Raw genomic sequence first — 21,285 nt, 5'->3', positions numbered from 1 at the left:
AGACGGGGCGGCCCTGCGCGCGCCGCCCCTGTCTGTGTCACACCTTCTTCACCATCCCCATATGGGCGTCATCCATCAATGCCTTGGCCATATCGCTCAGGTAGTGCGAGGCCCAGACCAGCACCGGTTCGTTGTCCATCACACCGATGAAGGAAGCGCGGCGGGAGCTGTCGAGCAGCACGGAGGCCTGCTCCATGGCGTGGTTCGCACAGTTGCCAGGCTCTACGCGGACCAGCCGCGTACCTTTGGTGGCGCCTTCCAGGCAGGTGCAGGTGCCGACGGTCCAGCCGAGCTGGCCGTGGTCTGCAGGGGTTTCGTTGTCCATTTGCGAAATCCTCGGGTGTCTTTGATGTAGCGGGCTCGAAGACCCGGTCGCGTGCCGACCGGTTATGCATCAAATGCGTGGGAGCGGGCTTGCCCCGCGATGAGGCAAGTCCAGGTGATGACGGGAATCGCATCAGCAGTTTCACCGATCCGGGCGCCCACTCTCACCCGTCCGTGGCGGCTCTGTCAGTGCAGAGTGTATGACGGCGGTCGCGTACTCATGTGGAGCTGGGCAAGTGCCGACTCCAGCAATGTGCGGGTGGCGTCAAGCTCGTGCATCATCGTCAGCATCACCAGGGTGGCTGGTGATTTGGGCAGGTGATTGAACGATTGATGAGCGACGGCCAGCGCGCACATGACGTACTCGGTGGCCTGGACCAGGGTGTCTTCAAGGAGATGGGGGGATTCGGTGGACGGTGGTGGATCCGGGACGATCTTGAGCATGATGAAACTCTCTAGTTGCGCTGATCGGACCGCACCCCATCGCTTGCAGGCGAAGGGGTGGCGGCTACGTACGGGCCTGCAAGACCGGGGCAACTAGAGTAAGCCCGGCTGACCCGAAGGCCACCCGTACGCAGCCACCATGACGCACGGCCAATGGCTTAGACCAATGGCAATGGGGGGTGCTGATCTAGTTGTCCCGCTCGGGCTTGCAGACCCGGTCGCTACTTTTTTGTAGCGACCCAGCGAGACTAGACCTCGGTTGGATGGGGTAAAAGCGGGTAAAGCATGCTTCGGAAACGGACTACTCGAAATAGGGAAAATCTTATTCTTGCCTGTAGGACGCGCTATGAACTTGCTCCCCTACCCCGTTAGCCAGCTCTGCGGAAGAAAGCCTGCATCTACCCCAACTCAAGAGACCCACGCAGTACAGAAGTTTTTCAAGATGATCCAGAAGCAGCAGTTGCACCGTCTCTATTGCGGCAGTTTCGCGATCACCTTGATCTCGAAATCGAAGCCGGACAGCCAGGTCACGCCGATAGCGGTCACCGTGGGATAAGGCGCCTCGCCCCAATACTCGGCTGCCACCTCCCAGATGGTTTCGAATGTCGAGTCGGGGTCGACCATGAAGATGGTCGTATCAACTACATCCTCGAAACTACCGCCCGCCTCGGCCAGGATCGCGTTGAGGTTGGCAAAGGCCAAACGAACCTGTGCCGCGAGGTCAGGCTCAGCCGAACCATCCTTGCGGCTGCCGACCTGACCGGATACGAACAAAAAACCATTGGAGCGAATCGCCGGCGAGTAGCGGTGCAACTCGTACAAAGCATGGCGATCTGGCGGGAAAACGACATCACGTTTGCTGGACATGGCCTACCTCGTTCTGGGCCATCGCGGCCCGGTGTTTACGGTGAGGCCACTATAAAAAGGCCACCTACCTGGATAAACGGGCAGCTCTGGCCAGGACTGTTTGTATACTCCAAACAATCCAGGTGCGAACGAGGCGTGGAATGGACCGATTCGATGCAATGCAGGCGTTTGCCCGGGTGGTGGAAACCGGCAGTTTCACCAAGGCGGCCGCCACCCTGCACATGAGCAAGACCACCGTGACGCAGCTCATTCAGCAGCTGGAAGCAAGGCTGCGCGTACGCCTGCTCAACCGCACCACACGCAAGGTCAATGTCACCGCCGACGGCGCGGCCTACTACGAACGCGTCGTCCGGCTGCTGGCAGACATGGACGACGCCGAGACCAGCTTGTCCAGCGCGTCGATGGCACCGCGCGGCCGGCTGCGGGTGGATGTACCCAGCCCGCTGGCGCGAATGCTGCTCATACCCGCCTTGCCGGGGTTCTTTGCACGTTATCCGGAAATCCAGCTGACGGTGGGCGTGAGCGATCGCATCGTCGACATCATTGGTGAAAACATTGACTGCGTGGTGCGTGGCGGCGAGATCACCGACCAGTCCTTGGTGGCAAGGCATGTGGGCGATCTGAAACTCGGCATCTATGCCACGCCCGGTTATCTGCAGCGCTTCGGGACGCCGGTTCATCCCCTTGAGTTGGAGGAAGGCCAGCACAAAACCGTCGGCTTTCTCTGGTTTCGTACAGGCAAAACCTTGCCCTATGCAATGCACCGAGGTGAAGAACGCATAGAAGTCCAAGCGCGCCCGCAACTGACGGTCGATGACGGCAATGCGTACCTTGCCGCCGGCCTGGCTGGCCTCGGGATGCTCTGGCTTCCGCAGTACATGGCCAAACCGCACTTGATCAGCGGCGAACTGCTGCCACTGTTCGAAGACTGGCACATGTCGCCGATGCCGATGTACCTGGCCTTCCCGCCGAATCGCCATGTCAGCGCCAAGGTGCGGGTGTTTATCGACTGGATAATCGAATTGATGGCCGAGCATGCGCCGGTGATTGGCTGAGCCGCTCAAGGACCAGGCACTCCGATTTTTCCGCTTTTGCCCGTTTTCTGACAGTGCGGCGGAGGCCAACTATGGGTCGTTAGCGGCATTTCATGACCGGCCGTTTCCGACCCATAACGGCCCTTCAATATGGGCCGCTAACGGCTAGGGGAAACTTGGGTGGGGGGTAGTAACGGCAATTGAGCTGCCACCGTTTCGCACGAGAAAAACACCACCAAAGATAAGGATGACACCCACGAAATTTCCCCGCCCCAAGACAGCTGATTTCTGGGAAAGCTAGCAATGCCTTGTAGTGATCCGATCAAATCGCGCGAAGCTTGGTCGTTGCGCATGTTCGAGGAGGGGTGCGCTCCACTCGGCCTAGACCTGCTGCCCTGGCATGGAGTGCAACTGAGTACTCATTGTACGTTTGCCATGAGTAAATCTACTGGCGCTATGCTATACCAAGGCTATAGCGTGAGAACTTTGTTGCGTACGTGACAATTAGGGTCCTATCTGTTGAGGGCGCCACTATGGAATTATTCCGTCTAAATCATCTGTTCGGCGTTGGGCGCACAGTGCTATTCCTGCGTTTACCTCTGCGCCCCTATAACTTGTTTTGGCTATTCTTCAAGTACTTTCCGCCATTGCATATCCTGGCGGGAGCTATGACGATTGTCACTTGTAGTAACACCTTCAGTGCCGAGCCTTTACAAACTTTCAACGGCACGCCAATTCGGACCGCAGCAGTAAATGAGAGCGGTACGCGTCATGATCTGACCAATGAAGAGTGCATCAATGCACCCACAGACCGACTGTTTGAGCAGGGGACGTTCGTCATGCGTGTGGTTCATGTGCATGATGCAGATGATCACAGTTGTACCCCTCGCTTTGAAAACTTTCAGGATTTCGTGCCAGGTATCAAGGAGCCATCAAAGGCTTGCTTGATTTCCTATGTCAAAAGTAAGGGCGGCCTCATAAGCTTCGGAAAGCGTGGGCATGTAACCTGCGCGATGGACTACAGGCTTCGACCCGCCGATGAGGGTGTTTCACCCGGCCAGCCCATTCCGGGTGGTCACGATATCATCAGCCCAGTGCCAAGTTTACCAGCAGACATTCGTCTTGAGCGTGATACTCGTTCCTTTGCGCGCGTGAGTGTTCCTTTAAAAGCATTGCAATTCGGCATTGACGAGTCAATACGCCAGACCAATGGTGGCCTACCGCTGGGGTTTTCGATCAAAATCATGAGCAGCGGCTTCACCGAATACATCATGGATAGTACAACTATGACGTACTTCGTTGACGTAGATGTTTCCGGCCCTGTTGGTGCACGCTGCGCTGTATGGGTTCCATTTGCTATTCCTGCATCTGCGCCGGATGTGCTGTTTGTGCAGGATGTGGGGACGCGAGCAGATTGCAAGACAGGCAGCCTAGCTGGGCAATTGGCCAATCTCCCACAACAGCTAAGCAATGCCATTCGCAAGGCGATTACAGACGGTTTGGGCAAGAAAATCTCCGAAAGCAACGAAACTTTTGAAGGCTGGAAAAAGCAGGACCCCGAGTGGGCGGCCATGGTGATGAAGTCACTGGTTCAAGGGTCATACTGTAATTGGCGCGCAGAGCCGGGATTGTGCATTTCAATTGGTTGGCGTCGCCGTGCGGAACTTAATGAATTCGAACAAACCATGCTTTCTAAGATTCCTTCAGCAGAAGGCGCGGTCGATAGTCTTAAAGTAAAAGCCAAGCTTGATAAGTATGAAATCGAGGCGCGGAAATCACGCCGTCTCGAATACAATGGCATAAAATTTCCATCTGGTGGTACGCAGGCGGCCCCAGAAGACGGAGACATGGCCATTTTCGGTGGTCTGCTATGTCGCTCGGGCTCAGAGGATGGTTGCCGTCTGCTAAAGGATGCGCGTACTTCAGACGGTCGCTTCTGGCGCTCTCCAAGGAGGGTGAATGAAGTTGACAGCAAGGATCATGCCTCCTTTTCAGGAGATCAACTACGCGGTGTGCTGCACTACTTCACCAGGGTTGGTCACGACCCCACGACGAAGAATCAGGGAAAAGATCACCTACGTGACTTCCTCCATTATCTCAGAGGTCAAACTACGCAGGTGCCAGATGCTAAGGTTCAGCTCATTAATGGCTATTCATCTTGTCCTACACGGTATCCGAATTTCACCTGCCTTCTGGGCGGGGATGACTGGTACGCGCTAAAGTTGCTGGCAAAAATGTACGGACTGGAGAGCGAACTCCCTCCGGAGATTGCAGAGCTTGAACTGTCCTACGGATTCAATTATGAACAGATGTTATGGCAGTCGCTTATGACCAACGCCGGCTATCGCTTACACTTGATTGCCAACACCGCTTGGATCATGAGATCGTTGGGCGAGACGGATCCACGAATTGAGAAGACTATTAAAATTCTGAATGCCCGACAGCCAGAAAACCCGTTTTTCGCTTACTTACTCCATGGTCCTGACAAGCGGGTTGAGCGTTTAGCCGATAATAAGTGCCTTGCTCCGGACGCTGCACGAGATGCCTATGTAGATTGGGCATGGCAGCGTGCAGACATAGAGGATCGCTGGAAAGTTGGAATGGTCTGGGACTGCGTTTTCATCTACGGCCTACTGGTGCGCGACCCGATACCCAACTAGAAGCTAATTCTCAATGCGTAGCTACGGGTCGAAGCAGTCGGATACAAATGACCGCTTTCGACCCATAGCTGCCATTCACCAAGGGCAGGAACCGCCAAGAGCTGTCACTCTTTTACAAGGAGACGTTATCGCCGCAATTGATCCATGGCCAATTAATGTTTTCCTACTCTTTGTAGGACTAAGAGGCAGCTTTGGGTCGAAAGCAGTGGGCCTCGAAAAATCGAAAAGCCCTACGGGAAACCATCACTACCGCCTGATACCGCCCTCGAGCAGCGCCGCAAGGATAAACGGCCCCTTCTTCTCCAGATACTCAGCCATCCCCCCGGTATTGGTAGCCTCCAGCTCAATCTTGAGATCTTGATACCGCTGCCGGAGAGAGGCGTCGTTCCTGAGCAGATCCCTGAACGTCAGCATCTGGACGACTGAAGGGTGACCACGTCTGCAAATGTGGACCTTTTGGGTGCGCACCTCGCCAACATTGCGGCGGTAGAAATGGTGCCCTTCCGACAAGTCACTGCCGCGTACATACCCCAACTGCAGGCGCACTTGCAAGGGCATCGGTACAAGAGGGGTGAAATGTCACCCCAGGCATTTGATCAATATTGGTAGCGCAGGGTAACCGCAAAATTACGAGGATCACCGTAGTACAGGCCACCGAAATTGTTCGAAGTGGGCAACGACTGGTAGTACGTCTTGTCCAGCACGTTGTTGAGGTTGTACTGCACACTGAACTGTTGGTTGATCTGATAATGGGCATGCAGGTTGAGCAAGGCGTAGCCACCCTGTTCGATCCTGTACCCGGTCACATCGGCGGCGGTGCGGCTCTGGGCATACACATCGCCGCCCACACGCCATTGGTCGAGGACACCGGGCAAGCGGTAATCCGTCGACACCTTGAGCAGGCGACGCGGGATCTTGCGATAGTAGTCCGAGCCCTTGCTGCTGCCGGCCACATACTCGGGGTCACTGTAGGTATAGCCCGCGCTGACGTTCCAGTTCTCCAATGGCTCCCCTGAAACCTCCAGCTCGAAACCGCGGTTACGCACTTTCGCGCCAGCTTCATAGCACTTGCTCGTACCGGTCACGCCACAGGTGGGCGACACCGACAGCGCTTCGGGCATGTTTTCCAGGTTGGTCTGGAAAATCGCCAGGGAGGTGTTCAGGCGGCCTTCGAAGTATTCACCTTTGATACCGGTTTCGTAGTTATCGCCTTCGATCGGATCAAGCAGGGTATTGCCGACACCATAGTAACTCTGTGTCTTGTAGATCTCGGTGTAGCTGGCATACCAGGTGTGGTGCTTGTCCAAGTCCAGTACCACCCCGGCGTATGGCACCAGCCGGCCATTCTCCCGGTATTGATCATTGGTATAGGGGCTGCCCACCTTGTAGTCCGACCAACTCACCCGCGTGCCGAGGATCAGGCTCAGGTCATCAGTCAGGCTGAAGCGCGAGGCGCCGTACAGGCCACGCTCCTTGCGCGTGTAGTTGTAGTCCGCGCCGATGGCATTGAGGATGGGGTTGGGCAGCGCGCTGTAGTCGAAGTCGGTGATGTTGATCGTCGGGTTGTTGGTGGCACTCTTGATCACCGCGTCGAACTCGTCCTGGCGCGTGTTGGCCCCAAGCATCAGCTGATGCTTGCGGCCGAACAGCTCGAAGGGGCCGGTCGCGTAGAGATCCAGCGCGAACTGGGTGTCTTCGTAGTCGGCCTGGGAGACAGTCATCCGATAGTTGTCACCCGATACCCGGTTCGGATACGCGGAGAGAAAGTCGGCGTCCGACCAGATCGCGTTCATGGCCAGGGTCAACTTCCACTCGTTGTCGAAGTTGTGCGTGACATCGCTGAACAGCGTATAGTTGTTGCGATCCAGGTGGGCCCACTTGCCGTTGAGGTTGGTGGAACGCGAAAGTGGATAGAAAGAGCCGTTACTGCGGGTATTCAAGCCACCCCAGTCATAGCCGTTCTGGTTGTCCTTCTGGATCGTGGCGCCTACCGTCAGCACGGTGGCGTCGTCGAGATCCGCTTCCCCGACCAGGTAGAGCAACTGGTTGTCCCGTCCGGAGCCGTCCTTGTAGCTGTTGGCGTTGTTGTAATAGGCCACTGCGCGGCCGCGAACATTGCCCGTTGGGGTCAATGGCCCGGACACATCCACCTGGCTACGATAATTGTCCCACGATCCTGCCCCCAGCTCCGCGCCCAGGCGAAAGTCCTGGGTCGGTCGTTTGCGCACCAGGTTGATCGCCGCCGACGGGTTGCCCGTCCCCTGCAGCAAGCCATTGGCCCCGCGCACGACTTCGACGCGGTCATAAATCGCCATGTTCGAGGTGGACATGACGTCCATCGAGTAGTTTTCCGAGATATTGGTCGGAATGCCGTCGTATTGCAGATCGCTGATCTCGAAGCCGCGCGAGTAATAGGTAGAGCGGTCAGTACCAATCTTGGTGAGGGTGATACCGGTCGCCGTGCGCGCGACATCGTCCAGGTTCTGGATGTTCTGGTCGTCCATCTTCTTGCGGGTGATCACCGTCACCGACTGCGGTGTTTCGCGCAGGCTCAGGGCAAGCCTGGTCGCCGTATTGGTTGAACCCGTGGTGTAGGATCCGCTGCCCTCGGTAGTCGAGCCGAGCACCTTGCCGGAAATGGTGGTCGGCCCGAGCTCGAGCGCGTCTGTAGCCGGCGAGGCCTGCAGGAGTTGGTAACCATCCTGGGTTGGGCTCGCCATCAGCCCCGAGCCCAGCAAGGCCTGGGCAAAACCGCCTTCGGTGGTGAAGCTGCCTCGAACGCCCGGGCTGGTCAAACCCTCCACCTGGCGGGACTCGAACGAGATGGGGGCGCCGCTGGCCTGGGCGTAACGACTGAGTACTTCGCCCAATGGGCCGGCAGCGATGTCATATCGCTGCACGATCTGCTCGGCCAAGGCGCTGGCAGGCAGCACCAGCGGTGCCGCACAAAGGGCCAGGCGCACGGCCAGGCAGAGGCTGCGCGAGGTAGAACGCGGCAGCGCTCGAATCGGCGAGTTCATGTTTTCGATACTCCTGATGGTGTTGGCCATGGGAGGACGGGCGAAAATCGAAAACACGAAATGATTATTGAAATTATTTACTCACCGCATTGGGCTTCAGGGTCACCCGGGTTATCCATGGGGTGTACTGACTAACCTCGATCGGCAAGGTGCGCTGCAGCAGCCGCAGTGCCTGGCGTGGATCGTCCAGCGGTAGCATGACCGTGACCCGCAGGCCTGCAAGGGCTGCATGGTCGGCCCACAGCACACCGGGGTAGTGGCGCGACAACCGCGCGAGCACCTCGCTCAGCGGCTTATCGTCTGCCAACAGCTGGTGCTTGCGCCACGCCTGCTCAAGGGGTTCTGCCTGCAACTGCTCTACCTTGCCAGGACCTTCGGCGCTCAGGCGCACGCGCTGGTTGGCGGTCAGGTGCAATGATTGCCCGGCACTGCTGATGGCGGTGGTCGACTCGAACATGACCACTTGCGTGGAGTCGTCTTGGCGTTCCACCGTGAAACGCGTGCCAAGGGCCTGCACACGCCCATGCGCCGTGACCACCACGAACGGGCGAGGATCCTTGGCGACATCGACCAGGACTTCGCCGCGCAACAGTTCGATCCTCCGTTCGCCAGTGCCGAAGCGCACATCCACCGCCGACCCCGCGTCCAGGTGGATCTGGCTGTCATCGTCGAGTCGGTGATCGAGCCAATCTCCTGCCGAGGTGCTAAGGTCCGCCAGCAGATAGCCTTGTTGCCAATAGGTCGTGGCAGCCCACGCCATTGGCACCAGGGTGATCGCCAAGGCCAGTGCCTGCATCTTGTGGGTCAGGGCTTTTCGCGGTGCGTGGCGCAGGGCCTGGACGGTCGCGTGGCGGGGAAGCTGTTGCAGCGAACCCAGACGCCCCTGCAAGCGGGCAACCGCCGCGACATGCTCGGGCGACTCGGCTAGCCAAGCCTGGAATGCTGCCTGCAAGGGCGCATCGGCCTGGTTGTCGAGCAGCACCAGCCATTGCGCCGCTGCGCGCAGGACGGGATCGGCCGTGGTCTCTGCCATCAGCTCATCCCCATGGCAGCATCGCAAGCCAGCATGGCGTCGACCAGGTCGCTCTGCACGGTCCTCACCGAGATGCCGTGGTGGCGTGCAATGCCATCCTGGGACCAGCCTTCAAGGTGACGCAGGATGAAGGTCTCCCGAACCCTCGCCTTCATGCGTGACAAAGCCCGGTCGATACGTTCGAGCAGCTCGATGGCCTGCAGAATCTGTTCAGGAGAAAACGCTTGGTCCATGTGCTCGATACTGCGCTCGAGCTCCTCTCTGTAAGCCTGCTCCAGCCGCAAGCGGCGACCATTGTCGATCAGGATGCGACGCGCGATGGTGGCAAGGAACGCTCGAGGTTCACGAGGCGGATCGTAGTGCCCGGCGGTGAGTACACGGTAAAAGGTGTCCTGGGCAAAATCCGAAGCCTGATGCGGACATTGCAGGCGACGCCGCAGCCACGTCACCAACCAGTGATGGTGCCCTGCATAGAGTTCGCCAATTGGGTCGGATGAGGTGGATCGAGGTTTGTCCATGAAAACGGGCTATAAATGAGAATGAATCTAAATTAGCATTTTTGCTTCGCCCTCGCCATGGCCTTGTCAGCCACAGTTGTGGGTCGATAACGGCCCTTGGTGACCGGCTGCTCTCGACCCATAGCGGACGTTGGTGGAGGGCAGCTATCGGCCAGAAGCAGCCTCTCAGGGCGGGGCAGAAACGGCCGTCTGACAAAACACCTATTCGTCTTAAATACGATCCTAAATGGCGAACAGCACATCGGTACGATCAGGGGGCTGCGGTGTCTTGCCAAGTACAAGGCACCGGACAGTGCCAACATAATCATCCATTACACAGAGTGAGGAAATTGTGTGCGGCAACCTGGATCGCCCAGGATCGTTTACTGATGGCAATCAGCCGCATATGATGCACTAACTGAAAGAACATCAGCCCCCCAAGGGCCTTAGCAATGGAAGCTAATAGTGAATATCTGCGCTCACGACATCGCGCTACTCAAGCCCGGCAGCTCGTTGCTATCGCGATCACATCCGTACACGCCCCGCACCTCACTAAATGCCACGTGTGCCGCCGAACCGTTAGGGGGGCACGCAACTGCAGCGCTTCTCAACCGTTCAGAATAGCCGGCTCAAATCCGACAAAGAACGCTGAGCGCTATATATGAAACTTCACGAAATTAAGGCTCGCGAGTTGAACGGTAGAGATACCATTCACCGATTTAAGGCCCAATTCAAAGCCGCAAGCCTAGAATGCTTAGCACTCCTCGAAGACTGCGCCATTGAGCGAGTCTTTTGTGACTACCACGAAGATTACGTGGTCAAGTTTGTGGATGACGGGGATATTTACTACCGCTTCGTACAGGTCAAAACAAAGACAAAGCAGAACCATCTTTACAATATACTAGAGATATTTGGTATCAAGAAAACCAAAAAAAACGGCCACGATTTGCCCAACAGCTTTGCCGGGAAAATGTTGTTGCACGTAGATAACTTCGGTGACACCTGCCACTCTCTCGTCATCTTAACGAACATCAACTTCGACGATGATGTCGAAGGGTTAGTCAACGATGCACAATCCGGCAATGTTGTATCCAAACACACGGCAACGCTCATAGCTGAAACTAAAAAGCTTGTACCAAGTCTGGCAGTAAAGACCGACAAAGAAGTTCTCGACTTTCTGTCCCACCTAAAGCTAGCGCCTCGCCAGCAAATCTTGAACGAGGACGACGATAACTTCGTATCAAGCGCACATAGTCAAATTTACAAATACAGTGAAATCAATTTAACTCCGAAAGAGATTCGGCTTCTGATCATTCAGCTTCTTTCACTGATAGAAAGCAAATCATCAGAAGAAATAAAGGACAGCATGACCGAAGACATGCTTAATGATAAAGCGAGTGTGAGCCTCGATGACATGCTCGACATCCTTGCCATTTCTCGCCCGGCCTATTACCTCCTCCGAAATGGCGGCGACCCGAATGCTATTAAAAGTGCTTCTATTCTTCAGCGCGTATTAAAGCGAAACAACTATAAAGAAGAGACGCTTAACTCATTTGCAAACTTCAAGTCGCAATGGGAAACTTGGTATCGAGTTAACAGGCACACAATCCAAGAACTAAAACTACTTGAGCTGATGGATGAAATAACAAGTCTGACAGATAACCTGGCTGTCGGAAAAATAGACATGAAGACAATTACAGGCGCGGTCGTCAAGCTAACAACTAATCTTCGCACTCTACTAGGCCGCAATGACCTAACTGAAGAATTAGTTTTTGGAGCCGTACTGTCCGAAATCGTGAAAGGAGAGTCTTCATGGATTTCCGTGAAGCTGTGGCTGCAGCAAGCACTGAATCCCAAAGTCTTGATTTCTCGTACTCGCCAAGAAACAGGTCTGACGTTTTGGGTAATGAGACTTTATTTCATATCCCGTTAATTGCATTGACCATAATTTTACTCGCGCGTAGCCAAGCAAAGCCTAAACGTAACGACATTGGCATGTTGGTTGGGCAGTGTTTTGAACAGAGCATTGCCAGTTTCAAGGGTTCAACGCAAGAGCTAGGTTGGTCTGCGAACTTAAGAGTAAGAACAATTAAGGCGCTGACATTCTTGGAAGACGCTGGGATGGTCGTCGTTAACAAACACAACTCACGGATCGATGCCGCAGAGACTGGCAAGAAATTCATAGACAAAGTTATGAGCGAAGAAAGCCACCTTTGCGTGGCGCTCTTAACCATCAAAAGATCATATAGAAACATCTGCAAAGAACGAGACATCGAGGCCAAACTAGATGAAATTTGAATCCCTACAGTTCTTTGCAAGCCATGCTGGTGGATGGGGTTCTCAAGAGCTGAGGTTTGGTAAATCTGTTACTCAGCTATTTGCCCTTAATGGAAGTGGGAAAACACCACTAATCCAATCCATCATGTTTTGTCTCGGATTAGACGTCCAGTTTCGTGAAGATATCATTCGGAATACTGGAAAGGTCGTCCTGAGAGTAAATATAAACACTAACTTACTTTCCTTTGAGCGGAAGGTAGGAGAGAAATACGACATCACCGTTATCAGCGACGGAAAAACTATCAATCGCTTCTATAACGATGAAGATTTTTCCAGGTTCATGCTAGGCATTTTGAATCTAAGATCTGAGCGTCTGACTACCAATAGTGACACCGCTACAATTCCGTATTTCTCGGCGATACTGCCACTATTTTATCTAGACCAAGACACCGGTTATTCGGACTATTACGTTCCGCCGCGACATAGCTTTATCAAAGCTCAGTATTCCGAAATGATTCGCCTAGCCGTGGGCCTCCCTGCCAGAAGCTCATTCGACGCGGCCAAAAAGACGATCAATCTGAAAAAAGAGCTAGACTACCTAGATAAAACTATCACAGATAGCCGTAAGCTCATGGAGAGGCTACGACAAGACCTCCCAGCCGCTCCACGACTTGAAGCGGATATTGAGCGTGATATTACCTCACTCAAAGCTCGTCTTGATGAGTTGAAGACGACCAAGGACATTAAAAGCGAGACATTAAACAGCTTCGACTTCTTGATTACCGATCTTCGTCGCCAGCACCGAGAGATAGCCTCACAGCATATAACCCTAGAGTCAAGGATTCGCAGTTCTTCTCAAATACGAGATGAGATCGAAAGCGAAATCGAGACCCTGGATTTGAATGAAGAAGCTCGCCGTGCATTCATTTCTTTTAGCGAAATATGCACAACCCCCTCGTGCGGGATGTTTCTCGTAAGCTCTGACTCGTATGGCAAAAGCCTGCTTTATCTCAAAGATCAAATGAAAGACCTGGAAGCCGTGACCGTCGCGAACATACAGCAGGCTGAAGCTCTGCAGACCAAGATGACTTGGCTAGAAGCACAAATCGCTGATCTTTCCGCAAAGAGAGGGATTGCAGAGCGCGAAGCAGGGATTGAGATGTTCATTGAGGCGATCAGTAAAATTGCCTCCGAACTCTTCGAGTTAGAGCTCGAAAAAGGTCAACAACAGAAATACAAGAGCCAAGAAGGTAAGCACCTCGAATTGCTGAATCGGCGAGAGGCGGTTCAAAACGAGCTAGAGTCTCTCGGGAAAACCAGAGAGCAATCTCCGGATGTAATGCGATTCAAGCTCGCGTTAGCCGAAAAAATGGCCCGTTGGCTCGACATCCTAAACTCCAAGAACATCTCCAGAGAGATCCAGATCGACAGTGATCTGAAGCCAATTCTTGGCTCTGAGAAGCTTGGGATCATTAAAGGAAGCTCCAAGGCTCGTACGGTGCTCGCATTCCACGCTGCGCTATTTGAAATCTGCACCGGCAATCCAATCTCGCCCTTCCGAACGTTGGTATTCGATACCCCTCGACAGCAGGAAATTCACTCAGAGGATCTGGATGCGTACATCAAAGAGCTCAAAGTAGTAGCTTTAAAAAATAACGCTCAGATCATCTTCTCGACTACCAGCTACCGCTTCGAGATCGACCCGGCGACGGATGAAGAATGGCTTCCAAAGTTCGGTGGTTTTGAACAGCCAATGTACCTCGGATATATAAATAACACTCTGGACTCATAGTCCTTAGTTCTCCGAACTGCCCCGGCAGTTCGGCCTATTCTTCCTCACTGTACAAGGTGCTCCATGACAGCTTTGGTTCAGCTTCTCAGCTTTATCGGCTAGGTTGTTCTTGATGAAGACAGTAGTTCAGGCGCGACCTTGAATCGCACGTTAGTTTGTAGATGCTAAATGGCTGCTTTTGGCCGTTAGCTGCCCTCCGCGAAGGGCAGCTTTGGATCGGAAGCAGTCGGTCACGAACGATCCCTTTCGACCCAAAGCTGCCATTCGTGGGGGCTACTCACGGTCATCAGCAGATGTTCATGAACCCCGGCTTTGAAACATCGCGATTGCTCATGTCGGTCAGCTAACGATCAATAGCGGGGCTCGATTTTTTCCATACCACCCAGTGATTTCAGTTGAACTTCTCATTAAGGTTAGCGATAGTTTACCTAGATTTGATTGCTTGACTATGGGGGTAAGCGAACATGTGGTCTCAATTTGATGTATAGAATTTCTCTATAAAAGGATTTATATCGTGAAGTGCTTTACCGCTAAAGATGTAGCAGATCTAAAAGCTCTTATTGGTCAGGCTCTATCTAGAAAAAAGTACACCGATCACCATGAGGTTGTAGAAAAATATGGTGTGAATGGACAGTATCCGTATCATAGGCACTCTGATTTTGTAAAAGATAAGATACATGAACTGTTGCGATGTGAAGATTCGGAGAGCAATATTACTCCGCTGCGCCAATATAGATCAGCGCTGTACTGGGATCATATTTTTAATGGTGAGAACAGTATCTATCATAGGTTTGTTAGTTTGCTTCATTCATTTATAGGTGGTGAGGCTTATTTTAAATCGTTGAGCTTTAAGTCCGAGTGGCTCGAAGCATTCGATATTAGTTGTATTCCTGTATCACTGAATGATGAGGATCGAGATCGGCAAATATATTCGGAGGAGAGAAACTCGGGAGTTCTGGGAGCTGCACGACGCCTGAGATCGAAGTACGCAGTTTTTTTGAATGGCGACTCTTTTGTACTGGGGGATGGTGAAGAGTTTAAAATCAGGGCGGATATAGCAAAAAAAATTAATAGTTATGGCGCCTTGAGGTTCGTCAAGCATTTACTTTGCACAATGGCTGAAAACGATAAGCCGTTTGAGGGGCGCTATTACCAATCTGTCCGTCCGCCGTTCGAAGCTATGTACTGCCGGGAGCCGCTCCCGAAATACCCATACAGCTACCTTGTCAATGTGGCGCTTGGTCAGATCAGTTCGTCGCGCACCAGTGGGGGCGGAAACCCAAAAGACTTTGAGTTTGCTATGGATCTTGCCAGAGATTACTTGGCCATCCTAAATGTCGAGGTATATACGGAGCTAGAAAGGGCACTGGTCGACAAGCAAAAAATACTAAAACTGATCACGGATCAGGTTTGTTTTGATTTTAACTTTACTATAAAACAAGCCGATCCGGAACTGGCAAGAAAATTTGGATGCGAACTCTTCAAGTGGGTTGATAGATGTCAATTCAGAAAAGCTCACGGAATTTCTCTGGATCAACTTTTGTTGGTTAGCAATTATTTGCTATCTCAACCACTTGACTGTCGTTGCTTGCAGTTAAACTCGAAATCCATATCAAAGGCACTTGATATGGATCGTTTGGATGCGGCCAATATTCTAGATTTAATCGCACACGACAAAAGTCAGTTGAATGTTGGGTACGATGATCCGCTAAGCGCAGTGCGAATAAACTTCTCAGAAAAGCCATTAATCAGACTGTCGCAAGATAGCTATGTTTTGATCTCCCCTTTGTTATGCTCTCTAGCGACCTATGAATGTGCTATCAGCATGATTAGGGAGCTAACACCGGCACCCCCTGGGAAATCTAATTATGCAGACTCTAAAATTGGAATTGAGTTGGAGGATTTTCTCTCTGGGATGTTTGTTAAGGCTGGTATAAAGCCACATTCGACTTCGCAAAAGTATAAGTATCAGGGTAAGATCTATGATTGTGATCTAATTCTATCAAATAACGAATATATAGTTATCTTTGAGCTAAAGAAGAAGGCTTTAACTAGGTCGGCTGTTTCGAAGGATCCGACATTGGTCGTGAGCGATCTCGTACAAACGTTACTCAAGTCTCAGTTGCAACTTGGTATTCAACATCTCTGTCTGAACGAAAACGGCGAAATCGTATTCGAAGATAATGAAGCGCCGCTAGAGCGTGGGCAACGTACAGTCATGAGGGTGGCCGTGACCATGTTTGATTGGGGTGATCTTCAAAATAGATTGGTATCCGATGCTATTCTTAATCACAATCATATAGAGTCAATATGTTCTGGTCAGGGTGTGGACGGCAGCGTAATAAAGGTGATGACTGAGCTTCGGAGCACCTATACTGCGCTGCGTAACGATGAACCAAATTTGCGAAACGTATTTATGAATTCTATTTTCTTAGGTATTCCACATATTTCTCACATGCTACAATCCTGCTCAGGCATCGATGATTTTATTAATATGTTGTACCAAGCATCCCGTACTCCTGTCCAAGGCTGTGACTTCTTCCAGGCTCAGAACTTCAGAAACACTTTAATGAAAAAATAAAGCTATTTGCAGCTCATTTACCAATAGGGGGTGAGCAATTTTTATTTGAAGTGCGCCTATACACATCGAGCGATCGTTTTTGGCCATCAGCCGCTTGTCGCGAACGGCAGCTTTGGGTCGAAAGCTGCCATTCAGTGCAGACGAAAAAGCCTCAAGATCAAGCCTGATGCTTTCTCACCGTCTGCTTCGTAAAGGTTACACAATGCAGCCTGATCGGCGAGTTTGTGCAGGTTGAAGTGGTTGTAGAACGCTTGGCCTAGTCGCTGATGCTCGAAGTTCCCTAGCCTCCAAAGCCGGACGAACTCCTCATAAGCGGCACGTTCGATCTGCAACGAGGAATCGGCTTCCATGTCAGGTTCCCATCAGTAGAGGCCGCAAACGTACCAATGGCCTGTCGCCCCTGCAAGATCGGTCTTACCAACGAGACGGGCAGTTCTGGGTCGAAAACAGCCAGACGCGGATAACTGCTCTCGCCCCATGGCTGCCCTTGGCGGAGGGCAGATCACGGCCAGAAGCAGTCGACACAAACCAGCCCGGTCCAGATAATCAACGTCTCACAGGGATGCCCAGGAACGAATGTCATGGACTGTCTTCCGACGCTTGTCACTGATCGGCTGGTTCTCACCCCCCTCCAGTTAGAGGACTCGCCCATCATCCAGGAGCTGTTCCCTTGCTGGGAGGTGGTTCGCTACCTGGATCGTCGTGTCCCATGGCCGTATCCAGAAGACGGGGCGGTGGTCTATGTCCGAGATATCGCCCTGCCTGCCATGGCAGCAGGTCGGGAATGGCACTGGATGATCCGCATGCGCGACGATGCCAGCTGCACCCTGGGTAGCATCAGTTTGTATGATCAGCCTGGAAACAACAGAGGCTTTTGGCTCGCCCCACAGTGGTGGGGAAAGGGCTACATGCGCGAGGCATGCCGGATCATCAATGCCTATTGGTTCGAGACACTGTCGCGTCCGGTCATGCAGGTCCCCAAAGCGGTTGCCAACGACGCATCTCGCAGGGTCTCGGAACATGAGGGTATGCGCTTGGTAGACGTGCGGGCAGGAGATTTCGTATCTGGACGGATGGATGTCGAAGTATGGGAGATGACTCGTGCTGACTGGTTAGAAAGGTCGACTGCCAGTCGCTAGTTCTTTACGTCAGCGGCTCAAGCTCAGACAGCCGCCCCGTACCGAGGGGCGGCGTTGGCTTGCCTTTTTGGCTCTACCCGCGCAGTGCGGCGGGCAGATCAGCCAGGGAACAGCTTGCTTAGACAGCTGAGTTTTTTCTTGTAGGAACGTCGGGCTTGCAGCGCCTCTTCCAGCGTCACCGCGACGAAGCGGGCCTTCTGGTTGGGTTGCATCTGGCCGACCAGATCGAGGTCGGCGCTGATCACCGTGCCGATCATCGCGTAGCCGCCACCGGACACTGCATCGCGGTGCAGAATGATGGGCTCGAGCCCTGCCGGCACCTGGATAGAGCCGATCGGGTAGCAGCTGTCGACGATGTTCGAAGGATCGGAGCCGGCGCCGAACGGCTGCTCGCGAGGCTGGAAGCTCAGCGGGCTGCCACCCTTGAAGCGATAGCCGATGCGATCTGCCTCCGAGCCGACGGTCCAGGCTTCGGCGAAAAAGCTGTCCGCCGCCAGGGTCAAGCGATCGTAGTACAGCCCCGGCACCACCCGCAGGGTGATCTCCCCTCCCAGCGACTGTCGCAACGCCATGGGCAGACTCGCCCCGACACGCCCCTTGCCGCTGGCGGCGCCTATCGGCAGTTCATCGCCAATCACCAGCCTGCGCCCCTGAAAACCACCCAGCGCCCCCAGCGCGTAGGTGGAACGACTGCCGAGCACCACCGGTACATCAATACCGCCGGCCACCGCCAGATAAGCCCGCGCGCCAGCCTTGGGAAAATCGAAACGCAGCACTTGTCCGGCCTTCACTTCGAAGGCGGTGTCCAAGTGCATATCCACGCCATCGACTTTCGGCGTCATCTGCGCACCACATACCGCCACCAGGGCGTCATGCTGAAACTCCAGCTCCGGCCCCAGCAAGGTGCACTCCAGCGCCGCCGAATTGGCCGGGTTGCCCACCAACTGGTTGGCCGCGCTCAGGGCGTACTGGTCCAGTGCCCCGGAAGGCGGGATACCCAGATGGTAGTAGCCCTCGCGGCCGAGGTCCTGCACTGAGGTGGCCAGACCGGGTTTGAGTACCTTGATCATGCCAGCACCTCCTGCAGCGACTTGGGATAGCCGATCGGGTCGGCGAGGAACGCATCAAGCGAGAACGCAACTGGACGGATGCGCAGATCGAAGCGCCCGGCTTCGACCTCGGCCACGGCGTGGTCATAGGCAGCGCGGTCCATCGACTTGAACTGCACAATGTCGCCGGGACGGAAGAACACCATGTGTTCCTTCAGGTACCCCAGGTTCTGCTGCGGGTCATAGATCGGTGCCGGAGTGACGCCAAACATCTGGTAGCCACCGGCGCCACGCACCGAGTAGATGCAACCGAAGCAGCCGCCATGGCCCAGGGTCAATTTCGGCGTATCGGTACGGGGTCGCAGGTACTTGGGCACCTGCAACTGGCGTTCGCGCTCGACCATCTGGAACATGAACGGCAGGCCCGCCACGAAGCCCACCATCGAAACGAACCACGGCGCGCCACTGTGGGCGGCGATGAACGACTCGACGTCGGCCAAGCCGTTGATGCGCGCGGCGTACTCCAGATCCGTGGCGTTCGGGTCCTGGTGGCGGTCGCGAAAGCGCATCAGGGTTTCGTGGGTCCACGGATCGTTGTAGAGCACCGGGATTTCGATGATCCGGGTATGCAGGGTGCGCTCGGCCACGGCCTCGGCTTCGGCGCCCTTCACCGCTTCGAGCAGATCGGCCGGGGCGATGCGGTCCGGGTCGAAACGGATCTGGAACGAGGCGTTGGCCAGGCACACGTCGAGCACGCCATCGAGGGCCAAGCGCTCCACCGCACGGGTGACGGCCATTCCCTTGAAGAAGGCTTCAAGGGACATGCTGTCGCTGACTTCGGCAAACAGATGTTCGTCGGCGCCAAAGCTGTAGCGAATCGGACTGCTCATGCTGCACCTCCGCTGCGGCGCTCGGCCAGCCAGGTTTCCAAAGTGCCGGTGTGGAAATCGGCAGCGTGCAGCCAGGGTTGCTCCAGCAACTCGCCGTGCAGAGACAAGGTGCTGGCCATGCCCGTGAGTGTGGTCTGCTCCACGGCCAGTCGCGCGCGGGCCAGGGCCTCGGCGCGATCGCTGCCATGAACGATCAGCTTGGCCAGCAGCGAGTCATAGTATGGCGGTACCCGGTAGCCTTCATACAGATGGCTGTCGACGCGCACGCCCTCGCCTTCCGGCCAGTTCAGCGCTTGCACAAGCCCCGGGCTTGGGAAGAAATCCCGCGCCGGATCTTCGGCGTTCAGGCGCATTTGCAGGGCCGCGCCGTTGAGCCGGATATCGCTTTGCTTGAGGCCCAGCGGTTCGCCGCCGGCGATGCGCAACATGGCCTGAACCAGGTCGATGCCGGTGATCAGCTCGCTGACCGGGTGTTCCACCTGGATACGCGTGTTCATCTCGATGAAGAAAAACTCTCCGGTGGCGTCGTCGTACAGATACTCAAGGGTGCCCGCGCCCTGATAGCCCAGGGCCTCGGTCAGGCGCACGGCACTCGCGCAGAGGGTCTCGCGCTGCTGCGCATCGAGGACCGGCGACGGCGCTTCTTCGAGGATCTTCTGGCGACGGCGTTGCAGCGAACACTCGCGTTCGAACAGGTGCACCGCATGCTTGCCATCGCCCAACACCTGCACTTCGATATGCCGGGCCTTGCCGATGAAGCGCTCCAGATACACCGCGCCATTGCCAAAGGCGGCCTGGGCTTCGCGCTGGGAACGGGGGAACTCTTCGCTTAGTTGCTGCGGGTTTTCCGCCAGGCGAATCCCACGCCCGCCGCCACCGGCCGAGGCCTTGATCAGCAGCGGGAAGCCGACGGATTCGGCGGCTTTGAGCGCCGACTCCACATCGAACAGTTCATCCGGGGAGCCGGGCACCACCGGTACACCCGCGGCTTGCGCAGTGCGCCGGGCTTCGGCCTTGTCGCCCATGCGCCGGATGGTCTCGGGGCTTGGGCCGACGAAAATCGCCCCGGCGGCTTGCACCGCTTCGGCAAATTCGGCGTTCTCCGAGAGAAAGCCGTAGCCTGGGTGCACCGCGTTGGCGCCGGTGGCCTTCAGGGCACCGAGCAGCGCTTCGACATTGAGGTAGCTCTTGTCGGCGCGGGCCGGGCCGAGGATGTGCACTTCGTCGGCCATGCGTGCGGCCTGGGAATCGACGTCTGCTTCGCTGCACGCCGCCACAGTGGGAATCCCCAGCGCTTGCGCGGCGCGGATGATCCGCACGGCAATCTCGCCGCGGTTGGCGATCAGCAGTTTACCAATGCCTTGGGTCATGGTCGTGCCCTCACGCGTCTTCGAGTGTGGCGATGATCTGACCCGGCTCCACCGGATCACCGTCTTCGACCAGAAACGCGTCCAGACGCCCTGCCGTACCCGCGGTCAGTTCGGAAAACTGCTTCATGACCTCGATCAGGCCAATCACCGTATCGGCGCTGACGTTGGCACCGGCCTCGACGTAGTTCGGCGATTCCGGGGTAGCTTTGCGGTAGAAAGTCCCCGGCAACGGGGTGATGACTGTGTGCTGCGCCATGTCTGTTCCTCTTGGAGTAGTTGTAGAAAGGCAGGCAAAAAATCTGTGTGTC

At 55.0% G+C, this 21,285-nt stretch carries 18 protein-coding genes and 1 pseudogene; 7 read left to right on the top strand and 12 right to left on the bottom strand.

Annotated elements, in window-relative coordinates; all coding sequences use genetic code 11:
- Positions 1-37: 37 nt before the first annotated feature.
- The 3 genes from DFS21_RS10835 to DFS21_RS10825 form a co-directional block, all read right to left on the bottom strand.
- Positions 38-325 carry a DUF3077 domain-containing protein gene (locus tag DFS21_RS10835; RefSeq protein WP_111532294.1) on the bottom strand — a complete coding sequence of 96 codons (288 nt, stop codon included), beginning with the start codon at positions 323-325 and terminating at the stop codon, positions 38-40.
- A 185-nt stretch (positions 326-510) separates the two neighbouring features.
- Complete coding sequence (locus tag DFS21_RS10830; protein ID WP_110702331.1) at positions 511-768, bottom strand: hypothetical protein; 258 nt, start codon at positions 766-768, stop codon at positions 511-513.
- Positions 769-1,239: 471 nt separating this feature from the next.
- Positions 1,240-1,635: a RidA family protein gene (locus DFS21_RS10825; protein ID WP_104445248.1), complete on the bottom strand. Its 396-nt coding sequence runs from the start codon at positions 1,633-1,635 to the stop codon at positions 1,240-1,242.
- Positions 1,636-1,775: 140 nt separating this feature from the next.
- On the opposite strand from DFS21_RS10825, the gene DFS21_RS10820 reads away from it, so the two are divergent.
- Both DFS21_RS10820 and DFS21_RS26460 read left to right on the top strand, forming a co-directional pair.
- Entirely contained in the window at positions 1,776-2,690 is a 915-nt protein-coding gene (locus tag DFS21_RS10820; RefSeq protein ID WP_111532293.1) for a LysR family transcriptional regulator, read from the top strand.
- A 512-nt stretch (positions 2,691-3,202) separates the two neighbouring features.
- On the top strand, positions 3,203-5,329 hold the full coding sequence (locus DFS21_RS26460; protein WP_146603140.1) for a hypothetical protein: 2,127 nt from the start codon (positions 3,203-3,205) through the stop codon (positions 5,327-5,329).
- A gap of 246 nt (positions 5,330-5,575) precedes the next feature.
- On the opposite strand, the pseudogene DFS21_RS10810 reads toward DFS21_RS26460, so the two are convergent.
- From DFS21_RS10810 to DFS21_RS10795, 4 genes and pseudogenes are all read right to left on the bottom strand, one after another.
- Positions 5,576-5,875, bottom strand: a pseudogene (locus DFS21_RS10810) (GrpB family protein); the annotation flags it as partial.
- A 50-nt stretch (positions 5,876-5,925) separates the two neighbouring features.
- A complete protein-coding gene (locus DFS21_RS10805) occupies positions 5,926-8,349 on the bottom strand; it encodes a TonB-dependent receptor (protein ID WP_110702254.1) in 2,424 nt (807 codons plus the stop codon).
- 73 nt (positions 8,350-8,422) lie between these two features.
- Positions 8,423-9,382, bottom strand: a complete 960-nt coding sequence (locus DFS21_RS10800; protein ID WP_111532291.1) for a FecR domain-containing protein — start codon at positions 9,380-9,382, stop codon at positions 8,423-8,425.
- Positions 9,382-9,900 (bottom strand): sigma-70 family RNA polymerase sigma factor, encoded by a 519-nt coding sequence (locus DFS21_RS10795; RefSeq protein ID WP_110702258.1) that lies wholly within the window; start codon positions 9,898-9,900, stop codon positions 9,382-9,384. Before DFS21_RS10795 ends, DFS21_RS10800 begins: the two co-directional genes overlap by 1 nt.
- 640 nt (positions 9,901-10,540) lie before the next feature.
- Here DFS21_RS10795 and DFS21_RS10785 point away from each other — a divergent pair.
- The 4 genes from DFS21_RS10785 to DFS21_RS26455 all read left to right on the top strand — a co-directional run bounded on the left by DFS21_RS10785 (position 10,541) and on the right by DFS21_RS26455 (position 16,529).
- The gene (locus DFS21_RS10785; protein ID WP_146603139.1) at positions 10,541-11,812 is read left to right on the top strand and encodes a dsDNA nuclease domain-containing protein; all 1,272 of its coding nucleotides are present in this window, start codon (positions 10,541-10,543) and stop codon (positions 11,810-11,812) included.
- A 62-nt stretch (positions 11,813-11,874) separates the two neighbouring features.
- The gene (locus DFS21_RS26730; RefSeq protein WP_178082006.1) at positions 11,875-12,177 is read left to right on the top strand and encodes a hypothetical protein; all 303 of its coding nucleotides are present in this window, start codon (positions 11,875-11,877) and stop codon (positions 12,175-12,177) included.
- Complete coding sequence (locus DFS21_RS26885; RefSeq protein WP_256591323.1) at positions 12,167-13,948, top strand: AAA family ATPase; 1,782 nt, start codon at positions 12,167-12,169, stop codon at positions 13,946-13,948. Before DFS21_RS26730 ends, DFS21_RS26885 begins: the two co-directional genes overlap by 11 nt.
- A gap of 514 nt (positions 13,949-14,462) precedes the next feature.
- Positions 14,463-16,529, top strand: a complete 2,067-nt coding sequence (locus DFS21_RS26455) for a hypothetical protein (protein ID WP_146603138.1) — start codon at positions 14,463-14,465, stop codon at positions 16,527-16,529.
- Between the two features lie 131 nt (positions 16,530-16,660).
- Here the strand turns inward: DFS21_RS26455 and DFS21_RS10770 are convergent, their stop codons facing one another.
- Positions 16,661-16,879: a hypothetical protein gene (locus DFS21_RS10770; RefSeq protein WP_110702264.1), complete on the bottom strand. Its 219-nt coding sequence runs from the start codon at positions 16,877-16,879 to the stop codon at positions 16,661-16,663.
- A 231-nt stretch (positions 16,880-17,110) separates the two neighbouring features.
- Here DFS21_RS10770 and DFS21_RS10765 point away from each other — a divergent pair, with 231 nt between their 5' ends.
- Positions 17,111-17,668 carry a GNAT family N-acetyltransferase gene (locus tag DFS21_RS10765; protein WP_111532288.1) on the top strand — a complete coding sequence of 186 codons (558 nt, stop codon included), beginning with the start codon at positions 17,111-17,113 and terminating at the stop codon, positions 17,666-17,668.
- A 98-nt stretch (positions 17,669-17,766) separates the two neighbouring features.
- Here the strand turns inward: DFS21_RS10765 and DFS21_RS10760 are convergent, their stop codons facing one another.
- From DFS21_RS10760 to DFS21_RS10745, 4 genes are read right to left on the bottom strand one after another with little or no spacing between them, the layout of a single operon-like run.
- A complete protein-coding gene (locus DFS21_RS10760) occupies positions 17,767-18,738 on the bottom strand; it encodes a biotin-dependent carboxyltransferase family protein (protein ID WP_111532287.1) in 972 nt (323 codons plus the stop codon).
- Complete coding sequence (locus DFS21_RS10755) at positions 18,735-19,607, bottom strand: allophanate hydrolase subunit 1 (protein WP_111532286.1); 873 nt, start codon at positions 19,605-19,607, stop codon at positions 18,735-18,737. The genes DFS21_RS10760 and DFS21_RS10755 overlap by 4 nt, the downstream gene beginning before the upstream one ends.
- Entirely contained in the window at positions 19,604-20,977 is a 1,374-nt protein-coding gene (locus DFS21_RS10750; RefSeq protein ID WP_110702272.1) for an acetyl-CoA carboxylase biotin carboxylase subunit, read from the bottom strand. The genes DFS21_RS10755 and DFS21_RS10750 overlap by 4 nt, the downstream gene beginning before the upstream one ends.
- Positions 20,978-20,987: 10 nt before the next feature.
- Positions 20,988-21,233 (bottom strand): acetyl-CoA carboxylase, encoded by a 246-nt coding sequence (locus DFS21_RS10745; protein ID WP_110702274.1) that lies wholly within the window; start codon positions 21,231-21,233, stop codon positions 20,988-20,990.
- Positions 21,234-21,285 lie beyond the last annotated feature (52 nt).

It is taken from the genome of Pseudomonas sp. 2848 (assembly GCF_003253945.1).
Taxonomy (GTDB): domain Bacteria; phylum Pseudomonadota; class Gammaproteobacteria; order Pseudomonadales; family Pseudomonadaceae; genus Aquipseudomonas.
The sequence above is the reverse complement of the archived record's forward strand: the minus strand, read 5'-3'. Positions and strand labels throughout refer to the sequence as shown.

What these genes read in the sequence shown, in the direction of transcription:
- DFS21_RS10835 (WP_111532294.1), bottom strand. Translation starts at nt 325, where the DNA reads ATGGACAACGAAACCCCTGCAGACCACGGCCAGCTCGGCTGGACCGTC.
- DFS21_RS10830 (WP_110702331.1), bottom strand. Translation starts at nt 768, where the DNA reads ATGCTCAAGATCGTCCCGGATCCACCACCGTCCACCGAATCCCCCCAT.
- DFS21_RS10825 (WP_104445248.1), bottom strand. Translation starts at nt 1,635, where the DNA reads ATGTCCAGCAAACGTGATGTCGTTTTCCCGCCAGATCGCCATGCTTTG.
- DFS21_RS10820 (WP_111532293.1), top strand. Translation starts at nt 1,776, where the DNA reads ATGGACCGATTCGATGCAATGCAGGCGTTTGCCCGGGTGGTGGAAACC.
- DFS21_RS26460 (WP_146603140.1), top strand. Translation starts at nt 3,203, where the DNA reads ATGGAATTATTCCGTCTAAATCATCTGTTCGGCGTTGGGCGCACAGTG.
- DFS21_RS10805 (WP_110702254.1), bottom strand. Translation starts at nt 8,349, where the DNA reads ATGAACTCGCCGATTCGAGCGCTGCCGCGTTCTACCTCGCGCAGCCTC.
- DFS21_RS10800 (WP_111532291.1), bottom strand. Translation starts at nt 9,382, where the DNA reads ATGGCAGAGACCACGGCCGATCCCGTCCTGCGCGCAGCGGCGCAATGG.
- DFS21_RS10795 (WP_110702258.1), bottom strand. Translation starts at nt 9,900, where the DNA reads ATGGACAAACCTCGATCCACCTCATCCGACCCAATTGGCGAACTCTAT.
- DFS21_RS10785 (WP_146603139.1), top strand. Translation starts at nt 10,541, where the DNA reads ATGAAACTTCACGAAATTAAGGCTCGCGAGTTGAACGGTAGAGATACC.
- DFS21_RS26730 (WP_178082006.1), top strand. Translation starts at nt 11,875, where the DNA reads ATGTTGGTTGGGCAGTGTTTTGAACAGAGCATTGCCAGTTTCAAGGGT.
- DFS21_RS26885 (WP_256591323.1), top strand. Translation starts at nt 12,167, where the DNA reads ATGAAATTTGAATCCCTACAGTTCTTTGCAAGCCATGCTGGTGGATGG.
- DFS21_RS10770 (WP_110702264.1), bottom strand. Translation starts at nt 16,879, where the DNA reads ATGGAAGCCGATTCCTCGTTGCAGATCGAACGTGCCGCTTATGAGGAG.
- DFS21_RS10765 (WP_111532288.1), top strand. Translation starts at nt 17,111, where the DNA reads ATGGACTGTCTTCCGACGCTTGTCACTGATCGGCTGGTTCTCACCCCC.
- DFS21_RS10760 (WP_111532287.1), bottom strand. Translation starts at nt 18,738, where the DNA reads ATGATCAAGGTACTCAAACCCGGTCTGGCCACCTCAGTGCAGGACCTC.
- DFS21_RS10755 (WP_111532286.1), bottom strand. Translation starts at nt 19,607, where the DNA reads ATGAGCAGTCCGATTCGCTACAGCTTTGGCGCCGACGAACATCTGTTT.
- DFS21_RS10750 (WP_110702272.1), bottom strand. Translation starts at nt 20,977, where the DNA reads ATGACCCAAGGCATTGGTAAACTGCTGATCGCCAACCGCGGCGAGATT.
- DFS21_RS10745 (WP_110702274.1), bottom strand. Translation starts at nt 21,233, where the DNA reads ATGGCGCAGCACACAGTCATCACCCCGTTGCCGGGGACTTTCTACCGC.